General features: G+C 61.6%; 21 protein-coding genes. 16 read left to right on the plus strand and 5 right to left on the minus strand.

Annotated elements, in window-relative coordinates; translation table 11 throughout:
* Nucleotides 1-54: 54 nt before the first annotated feature.
* From fleN to yegS, 13 genes are all read left to right on the plus strand, one after another.
* The gene (fleN, locus tag CQ041_RS14560; RefSeq protein WP_105523152.1) at nt 55-888 is read left to right on the plus strand and encodes a flagellar synthesis regulator FleN; all 834 of its coding nucleotides are present in this window, start codon (nt 55-57) and stop codon (nt 886-888) included.
* Nucleotides 885-1625: an RNA polymerase sigma factor FliA gene (gene fliA / locus CQ041_RS14565; protein ID WP_065909829.1), complete on the plus strand. Its 741-nt coding sequence runs from the start codon at nt 885-887 to the stop codon at nt 1623-1625. Before fleN ends, fliA begins: the two co-directional genes overlap by 4 nt.
* Nucleotides 1626-1792: 167 nt before the next feature.
* Nucleotides 1793-2167 carry a chemotaxis response regulator CheY gene (locus tag CQ041_RS14570; RefSeq protein ID WP_015885173.1) on the plus strand — a complete coding sequence of 125 codons (375 nt, stop codon included), beginning with the start codon at nt 1793-1795 and terminating at the stop codon, nt 2165-2167.
* An 18-nt stretch (nt 2168-2185) separates the two neighbouring features.
* Nucleotides 2186-2974, plus strand: coding sequence for a protein phosphatase CheZ (locus CQ041_RS14575; protein ID WP_105523153.1), 789 nt, complete (start codon nt 2186-2188; stop codon nt 2972-2974).
* An 11-nt stretch (nt 2975-2985) separates the two neighbouring features.
* Nucleotides 2986-5178, plus strand: coding sequence for a chemotaxis protein CheA (locus CQ041_RS14580; protein WP_105523154.1), 2193 nt, complete (start codon nt 2986-2988; stop codon nt 5176-5178).
* Nucleotides 5179-5225: 47 nt separating this feature from the next.
* Complete coding sequence (locus tag CQ041_RS14585) at nt 5226-6359, plus strand: chemotaxis response regulator protein-glutamate methylesterase (protein WP_105523155.1); 1134 nt, start codon at nt 5226-5228, stop codon at nt 6357-6359.
* Nucleotides 6359-7099 carry a flagellar motor protein gene (locus CQ041_RS14590; protein WP_105523156.1) on the plus strand — a complete coding sequence of 247 codons (741 nt, stop codon included), beginning with the start codon at nt 6359-6361 and terminating at the stop codon, nt 7097-7099. Before CQ041_RS14585 ends, CQ041_RS14590 begins: the two co-directional genes overlap by 1 nt.
* Nucleotides 7100-7241: 142 nt before the next feature.
* Entirely contained in the window at nt 7242-8129 is an 888-nt protein-coding gene (gene motD, locus CQ041_RS14595) for a flagellar motor protein MotD (protein WP_105523157.1), read from the plus strand.
* A 50-nt stretch (nt 8130-8179) separates the two neighbouring features.
* Entirely contained in the window at nt 8180-8968 is a 789-nt protein-coding gene (locus CQ041_RS14600) for a ParA family protein (protein ID WP_105523158.1), read from the plus strand.
* A complete protein-coding gene (locus CQ041_RS14605) occupies nt 8968-9759 on the plus strand; it encodes a CheW domain-containing protein (protein ID WP_105523159.1) in 792 nt (263 codons plus the stop codon). Before CQ041_RS14600 ends, CQ041_RS14605 begins: the two co-directional genes overlap by 1 nt.
* A 53-nt stretch (nt 9760-9812) precedes the next feature.
* Entirely contained in the window at nt 9813-10295 is a 483-nt protein-coding gene (locus CQ041_RS14610; protein WP_003236843.1) for a chemotaxis protein CheW, read from the plus strand.
* The gene (locus CQ041_RS14615) at nt 10296-10688 is read left to right on the plus strand and encodes a DUF2802 domain-containing protein (RefSeq protein ID WP_105523160.1); all 393 of its coding nucleotides are present in this window, start codon (nt 10296-10298) and stop codon (nt 10686-10688) included.
* A 219-nt stretch (nt 10689-10907) separates the two neighbouring features.
* On the plus strand, nt 10908-11825 hold the full coding sequence (gene yegS, locus CQ041_RS14620; protein WP_105523161.1) for a lipid kinase YegS: 918 nt from the start codon (nt 10908-10910) through the stop codon (nt 11823-11825).
* Here yegS and CQ041_RS14625 read toward each other — a convergent pair.
* The 3 genes from CQ041_RS14625 to CQ041_RS14635 all read right to left on the minus strand — a co-directional run bounded on the left by CQ041_RS14625 (nt 11784) and on the right by CQ041_RS14635 (nt 14127).
* Complete coding sequence (locus tag CQ041_RS14625; protein WP_105523162.1) at nt 11784-12443, minus strand: response regulator transcription factor; 660 nt, start codon at nt 12441-12443, stop codon at nt 11784-11786. The two genes, yegS and CQ041_RS14625, sit on opposite strands and share 42 nt — an antisense overlap.
* Entirely contained in the window at nt 12440-13333 is an 894-nt protein-coding gene (locus CQ041_RS14630) for a sensor histidine kinase (protein ID WP_105523163.1), read from the minus strand. Before CQ041_RS14630 ends, CQ041_RS14625 begins: the two co-directional genes overlap by 4 nt.
* Before the next feature lie 347 nt (nt 13334-13680).
* Nucleotides 13681-14127, minus strand: coding sequence for a hypothetical protein (locus CQ041_RS14635; protein WP_105523164.1), 447 nt, complete (start codon nt 14125-14127; stop codon nt 13681-13683).
* A gap of 541 nt (nt 14128-14668) precedes the next feature.
* Here CQ041_RS14635 and CQ041_RS14640 point away from each other — a divergent pair.
* Complete coding sequence (locus CQ041_RS14640) at nt 14669-15604, plus strand: chemotaxis protein CheV (protein WP_105523165.1); 936 nt, start codon at nt 14669-14671, stop codon at nt 15602-15604.
* Nucleotides 15605-15642: 38 nt separating this feature from the next.
* The gene (locus CQ041_RS14645; protein WP_105523166.1) at nt 15643-16449 is read left to right on the plus strand and encodes an MOSC domain-containing protein; all 807 of its coding nucleotides are present in this window, start codon (nt 15643-15645) and stop codon (nt 16447-16449) included.
* Between the two features lie 48 nt (nt 16450-16497).
* On the opposite strand, the gene CQ041_RS14650 is transcribed toward CQ041_RS14645, so the two are convergent.
* Together CQ041_RS14650 and CQ041_RS14655 are read right to left on the minus strand one after the other, a co-directional pair.
* Nucleotides 16498-16782: a pyrimidine/purine nucleoside phosphorylase gene (locus tag CQ041_RS14650; protein ID WP_010208796.1), complete on the minus strand. Its 285-nt coding sequence runs from the start codon at nt 16780-16782 to the stop codon at nt 16498-16500.
* 127 nt (nt 16783-16909) lie between these two features.
* A complete protein-coding gene (locus CQ041_RS14655) occupies nt 16910-17452 on the minus strand; it encodes an exonuclease domain-containing protein (protein WP_105523167.1) in 543 nt (180 codons plus the stop codon).
* Between the two features lie 211 nt (nt 17453-17663).
* Between CQ041_RS14655 and CQ041_RS14660 the strand changes: the two genes are divergently transcribed.
* Nucleotides 17664-18449 (plus strand): ABC transporter substrate-binding protein, encoded by a 786-nt coding sequence (locus CQ041_RS14660; RefSeq protein ID WP_105523168.1) that lies wholly within the window; start codon nt 17664-17666, stop codon nt 18447-18449.
* Nucleotides 18450-18470: the final 21 nt, after the last annotated feature.

Consider the following 18470-nt stretch of genomic DNA (forward strand, 5'->3'; position numbering starts at 1 on the left):
CACGCGGCCAAGCCATGTAGCCTGCGTCTAAGCAAGACAAGGTAAAGAAATAAAATGGGCAGCATGCATCCCGTACAGGTGATCGCGGTGACCGGCGGCAAAGGTGGCGTCGGGAAAACTAACGTGTCAGTGAATTTGTCCCTGGCCCTGGCAGAGCTTGGCCGTCGCGTCATGCTGCTGGATGCTGACCTGGGGCTGGCGAACGTCGACGTTCTGCTGGGGCTGACGCCCAAACACACCCTTGCCGATGTGATCGAAGGGCGCTGTGAGCTGCGCGATGTGCTGCTCCAGGGGCCAGGCGGGATTCGCATCGTGCCGGCTGCCTCCGGCACCCAGAGCATGGTGCACTTGAGCCCGGCGCAGCACGCCGGCCTGATTCAGGCATTCAGTGACATCGGCGACAACCTTGACGTGCTGGTGATCGACACCGCCGCCGGGATCGGCGAGTCCGTGGTCAGCTTCGTGCGCGCGGCGCAGGAAGTGTTGCTGGTGGTCTGCGATGAACCCACCTCGATCACCGACGCCTACGCCCTGATCAAACTGCTCAACCGCGACTACGGCATGAACCGCTTCCGCGTACTGGCCAACATGGCCCAGAGCCCGCAGGAAGGGCGCAACCTGTTCGCCAAGTTGACCAAGGTCACGGATCGCTTCCTGGATGTCGCCCTACAATACGTCGGCGCAGTGCCCTACGACGAAAGTGTGCGCAAGGCCGTGCAAAAGCAGCGTGCGGTCTACGAAGCGTTCCCACGCTCCAAGTGCGCACTGGCGTTCAAGGCCATTGCCCAGAAGGTCGATACCTGGCCATTGCCCGCCAATCCGCGCGGGCATCTGGAATTTTTCGTCGAGCGATTGGTGCATCAGACGAGCGCAGGACCGGTGCTATGACATCCAGCGGCTACAACCTTTACAAGAAATCGGCACGTGACAGCCAAGGTGAGCTGATCGAGCGCTATGCGCCCCTGGTCAAGCGCATCGCCTATCACTTGCTGGCACGCCTGCCCGCCAGCGTCCAGGTCGAAGACCTGATCCAGGCGGGCATGATCGGCCTGCTCGAAGTGTCGACCAAGTACGACGCGAGCAAGGGTGCGAGTTTCGAGACCTATGCGGGTATCCGTATCCGTGGCGCGATGCTCGATGAAGTGCGTAAAGGTGACTGGGCGCCGCGTTCGGTACACCGCAATACACGCATGGTCAGTGACGCAATTCGCGCAATTGAAGCAAAAACCGGTCGCGACGCTAAAGATCACGAAGTTGCGGCCGAACTCCAATTGAGTCTCGACGATTACTACGGGATTTTGAACGATACCTTGGGCAGCCGCCTGTTCAGTTTCGACGACCTGTTGCAGGACGGCGAACACGAAGGGCTGCACGAGGACGGCGCGAGTGCTCATCTTGAGCCGTCGCGTGACCTGGAGGATGAACGCTTCCAGGGCGCGCTGGCGGACGCGATTGCCAATTTGCCGGAGCGTGAGCGACTGGTGTTGGCGCTGTACTACGACGAAGAGCTGAACCTCAAGGAAATCGGTGAGGTCCTGGGGGTCAGCGAATCGCGGGTCAGCCAGTTGCATAGCCAGTGCGCAGCCCGCTTGCGGGGGCGTCTGGGAGAGTGGCGAGCGCGCTGAACAGGCAGTGTGGGGACACTGCGACGAGACCGTGACAGCCCAGGCTTTCGCGGTGTCATACCGTGGTGACCCCGGCAGTCCTTTTTGTGTAATGCCTGTTGATTGAAATGGCGCGTCCAGGTGCTGGGCGCGTTTAAGACTGCTTGGAGGTCGAATTGGACAAGAACATGAAAATCCTCATCGTTGATGACTTCTCAACGATGCGGCGGATCATAAAAAACCTGTTGCGTGACCTTGGGTTCACTAACACGGTCGAGGCGGATGACGGCATTACGGCGATTCCGATCCTCAACAGCGGGAGCATCGACTTTCTGGTAACAGACTGGAACATGCCGGGCATGACCGGTATCGACTTGCTGCGTCACGTGCGCGCGGATGAAAAACTGCGCAGCCTTCCCGTACTGATGGTGACCGCCGAAGCCAAGCGTGAACAGATCATCGAAGCCGCCCAGGCCGGTGTGAACGGTTACGTGGTCAAGCCATTCACCGCATTGGCCTTGAAAGAGAAGATCGAGAAAATCTTCGAACGCATCCACGGCTAATGCCATCTCGGGGGAGCTATGGAGCAGAACGAAACGTCACAGGGCGACTTTGAGTCGACCCTGAAAAAACACGCTCACCAGTTGGTCGACAGCCTTGAAAAAGGCCAGTTCGGCGACGCGGTGCAGTTGATCCATGAGCTCAACCAGACCCGTGACCGCGGCCTGTACCAGGAAGTGGGCAAGCTCACGCGCGAGCTGCACAGTGCGATCGTCAATTTCCAGATTGACCCGCACATGCCCCAGGCCGAAGAAATTTCCCAGATCACCGATGCCACCGAGCGCCTGTCCTATGTGGTCAGGCTGACCGAGGCTGCGGCCAACCGCACCATGGACCTGGTGGAAAGCGCCACGCCACTGGTGAACGGCATGGCCACTGAAGCCCAGGCCCTGAGCCACGACTGGGGCCGCTTCATGCGCCGCGAAGTCGGGGCTGAGGAGTTTCGTGAACTGGCACGTCGGGTCGAGGGTTTCCTGTCACGCAGCGAGCAGGAAAACCGCACGGTTTCCAGCAACCTCAACGACATTCTGTTGGCCCAGGATTACCAGGACCTCACCGGTCAGGTGATCAAGCGAGTGACCCAGTTGGTCACCGAAGTGGAAAGCAATTTGCTCAAGTTGGTGCTCATGGCAGGCCAGGTTGACCGCTTTGCCGGCATCGAACATGACCGCGCAGCGATCCTCTCGGAAAAAGATCCAAAAAAACATCTCGCCAAGGGTGAAGGTCCGCAGATTCATGCCGATAAACGTGAAGACGTTGTATCGGGTCAAGATGATGTCGATGACCTGTTATCCAGTTTAGGCTTCTAAGGAGCACCCACATGAGCTTCGGCGCCGATGAAGAAATCCTTCAGGATTTCCTTGTAGAGGCCGGCGAAATTTTAGAGCAGTTGTCCGAGCAACTGGTCGAGCTGGAAAGCCGACCGGATGATGCGAACCTGCTCAATGCAATTTTTCGCGGTTTTCACACTGTAAAAGGGGGCGCCGGCTTCCTCCAGCTCCATGAGCTGGTGGAGTGCTGCCACATCGCCGAGAACGTGTTCGACATCCTGCGCAAGGGTGAGCGTCACGTTGATTCGGAATTGATGGACGTGATTCTCGAAGCACTGGATGCGGTCAACGGCATGTTCAGCGAGGTGCGTGACCGTGCCCCGATCACGGCGGCCACCCCGGAACTGCTGGCCGCCCTGGCGCGCCTGGCGGAACCTGCCGACACGTCGGCGGCGCCTGCCGTTGAGGCAGTGGCGGAGCCGGTGGTTGAAGCCGAGCCGGACGTGACCGACAGTGAGTTCGAGCAACTGCTCAACTCTCTCAGCGCGGTGAAAGCCGAGGCCGAAGCACCGGCGGCGGCCGTTGCGGCGCCGACCAGCGAAGACATCAGCGACGCAGAGTTCGAATCCCTGCTCGACCAGTTGCACGGCAAAGGCCAGTTCGCGGCCGACGCCGTTGCACCCGTGGTAGCCGAAGTGCCTGCCGCGTCGGCCAGCACTGACATCACCGACGACGAATTCGAAGCGTTGCTGGACCAACTGCACGGCAAGGGCACCTTCGTTGCCGACGCCTTGCCGGCGGTCGCCGCCACTGCCGCCGCACCGGCGGCCAGTGCAGCGCCTGCGGGCGATGGCCTGATTTCCGACCACGAATTCGAATCCCTGCTGGACGAACTGCACGGCAAGGGCAAATTCAGCGAAGTCGCTCCGGCGGCTGCTGTTGCCACGGCGGCACCGGTGGCTGCCAAAGCCGCAGCACCTGCGCCGGCGGCCAAGCCTGCGCCAGCTCCGGCTGCAGCGCCTGCTCCGGCACGTGCCGCTGCCGCACCGGTGGCCGAGAAACCTGCCAGTGAAGCCGAAACCACCGTGCGGGTCGATACCGCACGCCTGGACGACATCATGAACATGGTTGGCGAACTGGTACTGGTGCGTAACCGCCTGGTGCGCCTGGGCCTGAGCAGTGGCGATGAAGCCATGCAAAAGGCGGTGTCGAACCTGGACGTGGTCACCGCCGACCTGCAGACCGCCGTGATGAAAACGCGGATGCAGCCGATCAAGAAAGTCTTCGGCCGCTTCCCGCGCCTGGTTCGCGACCTGGCGCGCCAGTTGAAGAAAGAGATCAACCTGGAACTGGTGGGTGAAGAAACCGACCTCGACAAAAACCTTGTCGAGGCCCTGGCCGACCCGCTGGTCCACTTGGTGCGCAACGCCGTCGACCACGGCGTGGAAACCCCGGAAGAACGCGAAGCCTCGGGCAAGTCCCGCAATGGCAAGGTGATCCTGGCGGCGGAGCAAGAGGGCGACCACATCCTGCTGTCGATCACTGACGACGGCAAAGGCATGGACCCGACCATCTTGCGCAATATCGCGGTCAAGCGTGGCGTGATGGACAAGGATGCCGCCGACCGCCTGACGGACACCGAGTGCTACAACCTGATCTTCGCCCCGGGCTTCTCGACCAAGACCGAGATCTCCGACGTGTCCGGCCGTGGCGTCGGCATGGACGTGGTCAAGACCAAGATCAGCCAGCTCAACGGCTCGATCAACATTTACTCGACCAAGGGCCAGGGCTCCAAGATCGTGATCAAGGTGCCGTTGACCTTGGCGATCATGCCGACCCTGATGGTGATGCTGGGCAACCAGGCCTTCGCCTTCCCGCTGGTCAACGTCAACGAGATCTTCCACCTCGACCTGTCGCGCACCAACGTGGTGGACGGCCAGGAAGTGGTGATCGTGCGCGACAAGGCGTTGCCACTGTTCTACCTCAAGCGCTGGTTGGTGGCCTCGGCCAAGCATGAAGAGCAGCGTGAAGGTCATGTGGTGATTCTCTCCGTGGGCACCCAGCGTATCGGCTTCGTGGTCGATCAACTGGTGGGCCAGGAAGAAGTGGTCATCAAGCCTTTGGGCAAAATGCTGCAGGGAACCCCGGGCATGTCGGGTGCGACCATCACCGGTGACGGTCGGATCGCGCTGATTCTCGATGTTCCGAGCATGCTCAAGCGTTACGCCGCTCGGCGTATTTGATTCTGGTGGGGTAGGGCGGTTCGCCCGCCCCGCCTAACGGAGTGTTTATGGCAGTCAAGGTCCTGGTGGTGGACGATTCGGGTTTCTTCCGCCGCCGCGTCTCGGAAATTCTTTCCGCCGATCCAAGCATCCAGGTGGTCGGTACGGCCACCAATGGCAAGGAGGCGATTGATCAAGCCATGGCGCTCAAGCCGGACGTGATCACCATGGACTACGAGATGCCGATGATGGATGGCATCACGGCTGTCCGTCATATCATGCAACGCTGCCCGACCCCCGTGCTGATGTTCTCCTCGCTGACCCACGAAGGCGCCCGGGTGACCCTGGATGCGCTGGACGCTGGCGCGGTGGATTTCCTGCCGAAGAATTTCGAAGACATCTCGCGCAACCCCGAGAAGGTCAAGCAACTGCTGTGCGAGAAAGTCCACAGCATTTCCCGCAGCAACCGTCGCAGCCTGTTCAGCACCCCGGCGCCAGCACCTGCTCCGACGCCGGCACCGGTGGCTGCGCCGGCCTCGTCGTTTGCGCGACCGGCGCCTGCACCGGTTGCACGCCCCATCGCGCCGCCGGTACGGACCCCTGCGCCAGTTGCGGCCCACTCGCCGGCACCGAAACGCAAGGCCTACAAACTGGTTGCCATAGGTACGTCCACCGGCGGCCCGGTGGCTCTGCAGCGGGTGCTCACGCAACTGCCGGCCAACTTCCCTGCGCCGATCGTGCTGGTGCAACACATGCCGGCGGCGTTTACCAAAGCCTTCGCCGAGCGTCTGGACAAGCTGTGCCGCATCAGCGTCAAGGAAGCCGAGGATGGCGACATCCTGCGTCCGGGCCTGGCGTTGCTGGCACCGGGCGGCAAGCAAATGATGGTGGACGGGCGTGGCGCGATCAAAATCCTGCCGGGTGACGAGCGCCTGAACTACAAGCCATGCGTGGATATCACCTTCGGTTCGGCGGCCAAATCCTACGGCGACAAAGTTCTGGCGGTGGTGCTCACCGGCATGGGCGCCGACGGCCGTGAAGGCGCGCGCCTGCTCAAGCAGGGCGGCAGCGCGATCTGGGCCCAGGACGAAGCCAGCTGCGTGATCTATGGCATGCCGATGGCCATCGTCAAGGCCGACCTCGCCGACGCCGTCTACAGCCTGGACGACATCGGCAGGCATTTGGTGGAGGCCTGTCTCTGATGGATGTATTGAGCCTGATCGGCATCATCATGGCGTTTGTCGCGATCATTGGCGGCAACTACCTCGAAGGCGGCCACCTTGGAGCCCTCGCCAACGGCCCGGCCGCGTTGATCGTGATCGGCGGCACCGTGGGTGCAGCGCTGTTGCAATCGCCGCTGAGCTCGTTCAAACGCGCCATGCAGATTGTCGTGTGGATCATCTTCCCGCCGCGTGTGGACCTGGCCGGCGGTATCGACCGCGTGGTCAACTGGAGCCTCACCGCCCGCAAGGAAGGCCTGCTGGGCCTGGAAGGCGTGGCGGACGCCGAGCCCGACAGCTACGCGCGCAAAGGCCTGCAATTATTGGTAGACGGCGCCGAACCGGAGGCGATCCGCAGCATCCTGGAGGTGGATTTCTACACCCAGGAAAGCCGCGACATCAATGCCGCCAAAGTCTTTGAAAGCATGGGCGGCTATGCGCCGACCATTGGCATCATCGGTGCGGTGATGGGGTTGATCCACGTGATGGGCAACCTGGCGGATCCTTCGCAACTGGGCAGCGGCATTGCCGTGGCGTTCGTCGCCACCATCTACGGCGTGGCCAGCGCCAACCTGGTGCTGCTGCCGGTGGCGAGCAAGCTCAAGTCGATTGCCATGCGCCAGTCGCGTTACCGCGAAATGTTGCTCGAGGGCATCCTGTCGATTGCCGAGGGCGAGAACCCGCGCTCCATCGAACTGAAGCTCCAGGGCTTCATGGATTGATGAACATGCACCCTGTAGGAGCCGGCTTGCCGGCGAAAATCGCCAACGATAATGCGGGTTGCCTGATGCCCCGCGGCGCTCTCGGGTTTTTCGCCGGCAAGCCGGCTCCTACAGGTGTTTTGTGTTGCTGGGGGTATTGCCTGTGAGCCGTCGCCGTCGCGAGCCTGAAGAGCACGTCAATCACGAACGCTGGCTGGTGTCCTACGCGGACTTCATCACCTTGCTGTTCGCGTTTTTCGTGGTGATGTATTCGATCTCGTCGATCAACGAGGGCAAGTACAAAGTCATTTCCCAGGCGCTGGTCGGGGTGTTCAACGATGCCGACCGTTCGCTCAAGCCGATCCCCATCGGCGACGAGCGGCCCAAGACCGTGACGCCGGCCAAGCCGCTGGTCAACGACAGCGACGAAACCGCCGCGGGCGTGGGCGGTACCAGCGACCCGCTGAAAAGCATCGCCGACGACATCAGCGCCGCGTTTGGCGACCTGATCAGCTCCAACCAGATGACCGTGCGCGGCAATGAGTTGTGGGTGGAGATCGAACTCAATTCCAGCCTGTTGTTCGCCAGTGCCGACGCGCTGCCCAGCGACCAGGCGTTCACCATCATCGACAAGGTCGCGGCGATTCTCAAACCGTTCGAGAACCCGATCCACGTCGAAGGCTTTACCGACAATTTTCCCATCAGCACGGCGCAGTACCCCACCAACTGGGAGCTGTCTTCGGCGCGGGCGTCGAGCATCGTGCGCATGCTGGCGATGCAGGGCGTGAACCCCGGACGCCTGGCCTCGGTGGGGTACGGCGAGTTTCAGCCAGTGGCCAATAACGCCACGGTAGAAGGTCGCGCGAAGAATCGCAGGGTGGTACTGGTGGTCTCGCGCAACCTGGATGTGCGCCGCAGCCTGACCGGTACCGGCACGGCCAATGCAACACCGGATGCCGCGTTGAAGCGCGCTGGCACACAAACTGCACCGGCCACGGTAAAACCGCCGGTTCGCCAGAGCAACGTCAATACTCCGTCACCGGCTCAATAACCTATGCAATGTCTCGGTCGCGGCTGTGCCTGCCGGGAGGAATCAACCGAATGAGAGTCTGGGCAGTTGCCAATCAAAAAGGTGGGGTCGGCAAGACCACCACCTCCATCGCCCTGGCCGGCTTGCTGGCCGAGGCGGGCAAGCGCGTGGTCGTGGTGGACCTAGATCCCCATGGCTCGATGACCAGCTATTTCGGCTATGACCCGGATGCGCTGGAACACAGCTGCTACGACCTGTTCCTGCACAAAGGCAGCGTACCGGCCGATTTGCCGGGGCAACTGCTGCTGCCCACCAGCAACGAGAGCATTTCCCTGCTGCCGTCCAGCACCGCCCTGGCCACCCTTGAGCGCCAGTCGCCGGGGCAGAGCGGGTTGGGCCTGGTGATCGCCAAGACCCTGGCGCAACTGTGGCAGGACTTCGACTACGCCATCATCGACAGCCCACCTTTGCTCGGCGTGCTGATGGTCAACGCCTTGGCGGCCAGCCAGCAGCTGGTGATCCCGGTGCAGACCGAACACCTGGCGGTCAAGGGCCTGGAGCGTATGGTCAGCACCCTGGCGATGATCAACCGTTCACGCAAGCAGGCGCTGCCGTTCAGTATCGTGCCGACCCTGTTCGACCGCCGCACCCAGGCGTCTCTCGGCACTTTGCGCGTGTTGCGCGACGCTTATCCGGACACTATCTGGAACGGCTACATCCCGGTGGACACGCGCCTGCGTGACGCCAGCCGTGCAGGGCTCACCCCGTCGCAGTTCGACGGTAAAAGCCGTGGCGTGCTGGCCTACCGCGCGTTGCTCAAGCACCTGCTGGCCCAGCAGCTTGTGGCGCAGGTGGCGTGATGAACCGGCCCATCGAATTCAAGACCCGGCCGCAGCTGGCGCTGGAATCCTATCTGGATAACCTGCTGCAGGATGCGACCGAAGAGGCGTTGCCCGAGCCGATCCTGGTGCTCGAGCCTGCCGTCGAACGGGAAGCAGCGCTGGATGAGTTCCAGCTGGCGGTGCTCGAAGAGCAGGCGCGCGACGCCAACGTCGTGGTGCCGATTGTGCCCGTTGTGCCGGAGGTGGCAGAGCCGGTGGCGGCGGTTGTCGAGCCAGTGGTGGAAGTGCATCTGCCGCCGAGCATCACGCCGCCTCCCGCCACCCCTGACGGGCGCCCTGGCTGGGCCGCCGAGCCGTTCGAATGCCTGTTGTTCGATGTCGCCGGCCTGACCCTGGCCGTGCCGCTGGTGTGCCTGGGCTCGATCTATTCGCTGGAAGGCCAGGAGTTGACGCCGCTGTTCGGGCAACCGGAGTGGTTCCTGGGCATCCTGCCCAGCCAGGCCGGCAACCTCAAGGTCCTCGATACCGCGCGCTGGGTGATGCCCGACCGCTACCGCGACGACTTCCGCCAGGGCCTGCAATACGTGATCTCGGTGCAGGGCTACGAGTGGGGGCTGGCGGTGCATCAGGTCAGCCGCTCGTTGCGCCTGGATCCGAACGAAATCAAATGGCGCAGCCACCGGGGCCAGCGGCCTTGGCTGGCAGGCACCGTGATCGAACACATGTGCGCGTTGCTCGACGTCGCCGAGCTGGCCGAGTTGATCGCCAGTGGCGCCGTCAAAACGCTGCCAGTGACTAAACGTAGTTGATTGAACAATAAGGACCACGCCATTGCGTGGCCATTTTTGAAGGGGTCAGGGGTATGAACAAGTCAGCGTCCGCACAAGGTTTGGATGATCCGATCCTGCAATGGGTAACCTTCAAGCTGGACAATGAGTCCTACGGCATCAACGTGATGCGCGTGCAGGAAGTGCTGCGCTACACCGAGATCGCGCCCGTACCAGGTGCGCCGAGCTATGTGCTGGGCATCATCAACCTGCGTGGCAACGTGGTGACGGTGATCGACACCCGCCAGCGTTTTGGCCTGGTGCCGACCGAAGTCAACGACAACACCCGAATTGTCATCATCGAAGCCGACAAGCAAGTGGTCGGGATCATGGTCGACAGCGTGGCTGAAGTGGTCTATCTGCGTCAGTCCGAGGTCGAAACCGCGCCGAACGTGGGTAACGAAGAGTCCGCCAAATTCATCCAGGGCGTGTGCAACAAGAACGGCGAGCTGCTGATCCTGGTTGAGCTGGACAAGATGATGAGCGAAGAAGAATGGTCGGATCTGGAGAACATCTGATTGTTTCTTGAAGCGGCGGTGATCGTCCTGGCCCTGTTGTGGGCCGGGACGCTGGCATTTGTGCTGCGCTACGTGCGCCAGCAACGGGAATTGGCTTTGCAACAGGCCGAGCGCGATGCGGTGCGTGACCGGCGCGTGGTGGAATTGGCCAAGCGCGTGGATCACTTCCAGCAGACTGCGGTGAAGGTCGGGGACGAGGTGCACGAACTGCGCGCGATTCTTGCGCCGTTGCCGGACAAACTGGCGCAGATCGAGCAGCGCGATCCCTCGAGCCTGTCATTTGCCCAGGCGGCCAAGCTGGTCGGCATGGGCGCGACCGTGGATGAGCTGACGCAGTCGTGCGGGCTGACCCAGGCGGAAGCGCAGTTGATGAGCAAGCTGCATAAAGGCTGAGCCCCCGCTGGTCAAAATGGGGGGGCTTGTTTTGGGGGGCGCTGCGCCCCCCCGCGCGGGGCAAGCCCGCTCACCACGGCAAGCCCTCTCAGCACCTCTGGCGTGCTTCCCTATGGTTATCTCCACGGCTCGGGAAATTATTTTCCAGCCGCACGACCTTTTTCCTTCCAGCCGCGGTCAACATCCTTCAAGCACCTTTGAACTCGAGAGAACCCACTCATGACCAGCCCCAACGCCCTGTTGATTCTCCATGGCAAGCAAGCCCTCAACGAGGACGTGCGCGCGGCGGTGCAGGAGCGGCGGGAGCAGGGCTGGGAACTGGCGGTGCGGGTGACGTGGGAGGGTGGCGACGCCCAGCGCCTGGTCAACGAAGCCCTGGCCAACGGCTACACCCACATTATTGCGGGCGGCGGCGACGGTACCTTGCGCGACGTGGCTGAAGCCATGGCCGAGGCCAAGACTGAAGCCAGCCTGGTGCTGATGCCCCTGGGCACCGCCAACGATTTTGCCAAGGCCGCCGGTGTGCCGCTGGAGCCCGCCCAGGCCCTGGCCCTGCTGGATGTGCCACCAAGGGCCATCGACCTCGGCCAGGTCGGCGGGCAGGTGTTCCTCAACATGGCCACCGGCGGCTTCGGCAGCCAGGTCACCGCCAACACCTCCGAAGACCTGAAAAAAGTACTGGGCGGCGCTGCCTACTTGTTCACCGGCCTGACGCGCTTCAGTGAGTTGAAAGCCGCCTACGCAGAGCTGGCTGGCCCCGACTTCCATTGGAAAGGCGAGCTGCTTGCACTGGGGATCGGCAACGGTCGTCAGGCGGGGGGCGGGCACGAGCTATGCCCGGGCGCCATGGCCGATGATGGCTTGCTGGACGTCAGCATCCTGCCTGCGCCCCAGGAAGTGGTCGGCACGCTGCGCACCCTGATGACCGACGGCGGCATGGACAACCTGTTCGTGCGAGCGCGCCTGCCGTGGGTGGAGATCAAGGTGGCCGACGGCTTGTACATCAACCTCGACGGCGAGCCGCTCAAGGGCGACGACCTGCGCTTCGAAGCCTTGCCCAAGGCCTTGCGCGTGCACCTGCCAGCGGGTTCGCCGCTAGTCGTCCAGGCTGATGATCTGCTCACGCACGGCAAATAGCACCAGGCCCGCCACGTCGAAAATCTGCAGCCGCTTCATGATCTGCGAGCGGTGCGCTTCCACGGTCTTGACGCTCAGGCCCAGGCCGTGGGCGATTTCGCGGGTGGACTTGCCGCGCACGATCAGCCGCAGGATCTCCAACTGGCGTGCGGTAAGGTTATGACTGTGGCCGGCCGGTGTGGCCGGGCCGTTGGCGCGCACCAGCGCCTGGTTGATCACGGTGTGGGCGATCGCGGGGCTCAGGTAGCGTTCGTTGTTGCGCAGGGCCAGCAGCGCGTGTTCCAGCTCGTTGGCGGTGGTGTCCTTGAGCAGGTAGCCATGGGCGCCGGCTTCCAGCGCACACATGATCAGCTCGGGGTCGGTGTGCATCGACAGGATCAGCACGCGGCTCTTGGGGTAGACGCGCTTGAGCTGCTGCAAGGCGTCCAGGCCGCCGGTGTGTTTCATCGACAGGTCCAGCAGCACGATATCGGGCTGCAAGGCGCTGAATGTCTCCAGCAGTTGCGTGCCATCGCTGGCTTCGCCGGTCACGGTGTAGCCTGGGATGTCCTGGACCAGCGCGCGTACGCCGGCCCGAATCAAGGCGTGGTCATCCACCAGAAGTAATGTACAGCTCAATCGAAAACCTTAGGGGAACTGGCCCGTTCGAGGGCGCGAGGCGCCCAGGGGAAAAGCGCTTCGATCCGAGTCCCTTTGCCTGGCTGGCTGCTGACGGAGAATGAACCGCCAAGCTGATCTATCCGCTCTGACATGCCGGCCATGCCCCGTTGGCCTTCCAGGCCGGGGTTGATGGCAGGCGAAAAGCCCACGCCGTCGTCGCTGATGCTCAGCGCGAGGCCTTCGGGCAGGCGTTGCAGGCGTACCAGCAGATTGCGCGCCTGGGCGTGGCGTAGCATGTTGGTTACCGCTTCCTGGGTAATGCGAAAGGCCGCCACGGCGATGGCTTCAGGCACGCCATCCAGTTGCTGCCGGCATTCCAGGCTCCAGTGCACCTGGGTGTTTTCAAGCGTCTTGAGCAGGTGGGCGCGCAGGCTGGCTTCCAGCCCCAGGCTCGCCAGTTGACGAGGGTTGAGGATCGCGGACACGTCGCGCACCTTGGCCAGGGTTTCGTCGAGGGTGCTGGACAGTGTGGCGCACTGGCTGTGCAGCTCGTCGGGCAAGCGGCGCATGAGCCAATCGGTTTGCAGCTTGGCGGCGGTGAGCAGTTGGCCGATATCGTCATGCAGTTCGCGGCTTAGCCGGTGACGTTCGTTTTCCTGCACTTGCAGCAGGCGGTCAGCCAATTCCTGGGGTTGTAACTTGATGGCTTTGCGGCTGCTCCATTGCTGCAGCCCAACCACCACGACAATGATCAGATTGATCAGCAATTCCAGCACTGGCAGCGACCCAGAGCGGGTATAGGCCAACGCACTGAGCAGCAGCGAACCCAGGCACAGGGCGAGGATCAGGCGGCGCACATTGCTGTGGGACGCATACCTGGCGAAGGAGGGCTTTAGGTTGGCGTACATAGCGGATGGAGCCAATGGAAGTTCGCTGCGGGAAGTCCCGTCAGGGTGTCTGACCGGACTTTGTTTGGAATGCGTTTTGTAATCGGTTTTATACATGATGAAGTTGAGTCACTTCGCGTGGCGCATAGTACCACTACTCTTCACGGCCGGTCGCCTGGTGCCCGTCCTGGCAGGCTTTTAAGCCACTGCGATACCCTGAGCGGTAATCCCAGAGTTGTTCAAAGTAAAAAGTTATATTGCGTCAGTATGTTTGTATCGTTATTACCGTTAGTGGCTAATTGATATCTGCGCCACTGCGCGAATGTCGTTTTCAGATAACATTGAGTTGATAAGTGCCTGATAACGACTCAAGACGCGTGATGCATCCGCTGTTGCGGTTTAAAACCGAACACCTTTTGTGGGATTTGCAGCGTCACCGTCGCAATCAAGGTGGCTTGCTCGCTGTCATCCATTGCCAGCTCGCCCGTGCGGGTATCGATCAGTTCCAGTTGCCAGGCCAACAGCGTCAGGCAGGCATGCAGAGCATCCAGCGCCTGGTCATGCAATTGCATGGGGCTGGCGGCATTGGCGATCAGGTATTGGATGTGCCTTGAGAACTCGCTGATCGCCTGCAACGCCAGGGTATCGGCTTTTTCGGCGAGCAGGGTCAGGCTGGTTTTCATGCAGTCGATGGCGTCGTTGTCGTCGCGAATCAGGTGCAGGTGGTTCAGGCATTCTTCCGATTTGGCCAGCAACGTTTCCGCTTCGAGCAAAAAGCCGAGCAGTGAGGTTTGCCATTCATTTGCGCTGTTCATCTTGCAAGTCTCCACAACGTAAGGTCGGGTGATGAGATGTCGCACCGGGTGAATGACTTAAAACTAGCGCTGAAAGATGACTGAAATCTGTAGGTCGCTTCTGAGTTTTCAGTAGGACGTTTATTAGAATGTAAGGGAAGGTCACGGGTGACCACCCTGAGCGACGTCAGTTGCACCCCTTCAGTTGCCGACACGGATGTGCCTGGAAGACCCGTGGGCCGAGGGCTTGGCATGGCAAACAAAAGCCTGACTCCATTCATGCAGTGAGAATGGCGTCACATTAATGGCTATTAGATACTGCGAATATCAGGTTTTACCTGATTGCGCGTAAGGGAATCCCTTATATGGCGGAACCTTGCATCGATACGAGTGTCGTGCGAGGACGCTGTGGAGCCCTGTGGAAGGTGAGTCAGTAAAGCATGATGTCAGTGTGACATCAATTGATTTGTATGGCATTTTTCCGGGGTCAAGATCTGAAGCTCGCCGCCGATAACCCCCCTTATGTGAGCGGCACAACCCCTTAGCGCACCAGGAGCTTTTAATGGCCGGCATTCTCGATACGGTAGACCAACGCACGCAATTGGTGGGTGAGAATCGCCTGGAGATCCTCATGTTTCGCCTGGCCGGGCGGCAGTTGTTCGCGATCAACGTGTTCAAGGTGCAGGAAGTGTTGCAGTTGCCCAAGCTGACCCTGATGCCTCAGCGTCACCCGTTCGTGTGCGGCGTGGTCAACCTGCGCGGTCAGACGCTGCCGGTGATTGACCTGTCCCAGGCCATTGGCATGCGCCCATTGGTGCCGGGCCCCAACAGCACCATCATTGTCACCGAGTACAACCGCTCGGTGCAGGCATTCCTGGTGGGCGGTGTGGACCGTATCGTCAACATGAACTGGGAAGCCATCCTGCCGCCGCCGACCAGCGCCGGTCGCCAGCATTACCTCACTGCCATCAGCAAGGTCGACGACCAGTTGGTGGAAATCATCGACGTGGAAAAAGTCCTCGCCGAGATCGTGCCGTACAACGCCAAGGTCTCCCGCGAAAAGCTCGAGGACCCGGTGCTCGAACGCGCCCGTGGCCGCGAAGTGCTGCTGGTGGATGATTCCAACGTGGCCCTCTCGCAACTGCGCGGCACCCTGGGCCAGTTGGGGCTGAAGATGCACATCGCCAGCGACGGCCTCAAGGCGCTGAATATGCTCAAGGCCTGGGCCGACAGCGGTGAAGACATGACCGAAAAACTGCTGATGGTCTTCACTGACGCCGAAATGCCCGAGATGGACGGCTACCGCCTCACCACCGAAATCCGCAATGACCCACGCCTGCGCAAGCTGCATGTGGTGCTGCACACGTCATTGTCCGGAAGCTTCAACGACTCGATGGTCAAGAAGGTCGGTTGCGACAACTTCCTGTCCAAATTCCAGCCCGACAAGCTGGTGGACGTGGTGCGCCAGCGTCTGCTGCTGGACGAAGTGCCGGCTTGACCTTAGGGTAGCGTCTCCCCTCCTAAGGAATGCAGGCCATGCTCCGTCTCAGCGCGTTGTACCGTTACCCCTTGAAGTCCGGCAAGGCCGAAGTCCTGCAACAGATCGGCCTGGATAAACTCGGGCTCGACGGCGACCGACGCTGGATGCTGGTGGATGAGGCCAGCGGACGCTTTCTCACCCAGCGCGCGGTGGCGAAGATGAGCCAGCTGTCGGCACTGTGGAACCCCGTTGGCGGGCTCACCCTGAGCTCCGCCGGCCATCCCGTGCTGGACGTGGCACTGCCTGGCAGCGATGCCGAGCTGCGTGGGGTGACCATCTGGCGCGACACCTTGCGCGTGCCGGACGCCGGCGATGAGGCCGCGGCGTGGGTCAGCGGCTTTATCGGCAAACCCACGCGGCTGGTGCACATCCCCCTCGACCGCGCGCGCACCACCCAGGCCGGGTACGGCAAGGACGATGACCAGGTGGCCTTTGCCGATGGTTATCCGTTGCTGGTGATCGGTCAGGCGTCGCTCGATGACCTGTCGCAACGCATCGGCCGTCCCATGGAGATGCTGCGTTTTCGTCCCAATCTCGTGATCGAAGGCAGTCAAGCGTTTGCCGAAGATGGCTGGAAGCGCCTGCGCATCGGCGATGTAGAGTTTCGGGCGGTCAAGCCGTGCTCGCGCTGCATCCTCACCACCATCGATCCGCAGACGGGCGAGCGCAGCCCTGATCGTGAACCTTTCGCCACGCTGGAGGCGTATCGCAAGACGGAGGACGGCGCGATTTTCGGCCAGAACCTGGTCAACGATGGCATCGGCCGCCTGGAAGTGGGCATGCCGGTCACGATCCTGGAATAAAAAAAAGCCCGTCTCCTGCGAGACGGGCATTTTTTTACACGGGCTGGATCAGCCGCGGTATTCGCACAGGTACGCGGTGTCTACGGCAACCTTCAGTTGGAACTTGCTGTTGGCCGGCACGTTGAACTGGCTGCCGGCGGCGAAGGTTTCCCACTCGCTGGCGTCAGGCAGCTTGACGGTCAGGGCACCGGAGACCACGTGCATGATTTCACGCTGGGCCGTGCCGAATTCGTACTCACCCGGGGCCATCACGCCGATGGTCGCCGGACCCTCTGCGGTGCCGAAAGCGATCGACTTGACGGTGCCGTCGAAGTACTCGTTGACTTTGAACATGGGCGAATCCTCGGAAGAAGGGTTGAACTGGCTGCAGGTGCCGGCTTTGCGTGGCGAGGGAGCCGGCGCCTGAGTGAGCGCAATCACGATAAAGGGCGGCCAGTATGCCCAAGCCTGTGGAAGCTGCCTAGACCGGCAATGTCAGCGGCAACAGCCGGGCGGTATTGCGCGCATCTTCCAGTGCACGGTGCTGTTGGCCATGAAACTGCATCCCCGCCAATTGCAACGCGCCATTGAGCCCCAGCGGCTTGTCCAGGCGACGCGCCTTGGCGAAGCGCTGCTTGAGATTCACGTGGGGGGTTTGCGCAAGCGCACTGACGAGGCCATGGCGCTGCCACTCCAGCTCCAGTTGCTTGCGGTCGTAGTCACCCCAACTGGCCCAGCCTTCCAGGCGCGACAGATGCTGGCCCAGCCAACGCTCGAACAACGGCCAAACCTCGGTGATCGGCGCGGCGCTGTCGATATTGGCCTGGGTAATGTGGGTCAACTGCCTGCAGAAGGGCGTCAGCAGCGGTCGCCGCAGCGGCCGCACGAAACGCTGGAAGTGATCGAGCTCACGGCCCTGGCGGTTCACCAGGCTCGCGCCGATCTCGATGACTTCCATCTCGGTCACGGGCCAACCGCCGTCATCCGTGGTGGCTTCAAGATCAATAATCAGCCAATGAGGCATGGTGCAGGTTCCCGTCTCTTTCCTTCTTGATGGGGATAGAGCGTAGCCGGGCCCTGTAGTTCCGCACAGGGGGCAAGTGCAGAATGCCCGTGCGCAGGGTTGTGAAGGGCCAAAAGGGCGCAAGGTATTAATTTGACGGTGGAAAGTTGTCTCCCCAGACAAAAAAGCCTAGCTTATCGCCATCAGAGAATTGAACGGTGTGTGTGCCTTGATGTGTTCGCCATGGCGGCTGGCTGCAGGACTTACTTTATGGGCACTCGGCACCGGGTGCATGCCTGTGTCGGCGGCGCAATTGGTGCGCATCGGCGCGGCGCATTTCCCGCCTTATACCGTGCGCCCCGAGCAGGGTGCGGATACCGGCCTGCTGCCGCAACTGGTGGAAGCGCTCAACGCCTCGCAAACCGATTATCAATTTGTCCTGGTGCCCACCTCGATTCCTCGTCGCTTTCGCGATTTCGAGCAGGGCCGGGTTGACATGGCCATCTTTGAAAACCCGCAATGGGGCTGGCAGAAAATTCCCCACACCAGCGTCGACATGGGCCTGGAAGACGCAGAAATCTTCGTCGCCCAACGTGCGGCGGGTCGCGACCAGGCTTATTTCGCTGACCTCAAGGGCAAACGCCTGGCGGTATTCAGCGGGTATCACTACGCCTTTGCGAGCTTCAACGCCGACCCCCGGCACATGGCCGAACAGTTCAACGCCAGCTTGACCTACTCCCACGACAGCAACCTGCTGATGGTCGCGCGCGGGCGGGCTGATATCGCCTTGGTGACCCGTTCCTACCTGAGTGATTTCATGGCGCGCAATGCCGAGATGGCTGCGCAGTTCCTGGTGTCGGAGCGCATCGACCAGGTCTACCACCACTACGCGTTGCTGCGACCCAAGGCGCCGATCACCCGCGAGGCGTTTGCCGGGTTGCTCAAGCGCCTGCGGGATAACGGCGAAATGCTGAAAATTTTCGAGCCGTATCGCATTGATGTGATGCCCGTGCCCTGAGATGTATGCGAAAAAGCCCGC

This window comes from Pseudomonas sp. MYb60 (assembly GCF_002979555.1).
Classification (GTDB): Bacteria; Pseudomonadota; Gammaproteobacteria; order Pseudomonadales; family Pseudomonadaceae; genus Aquipseudomonas.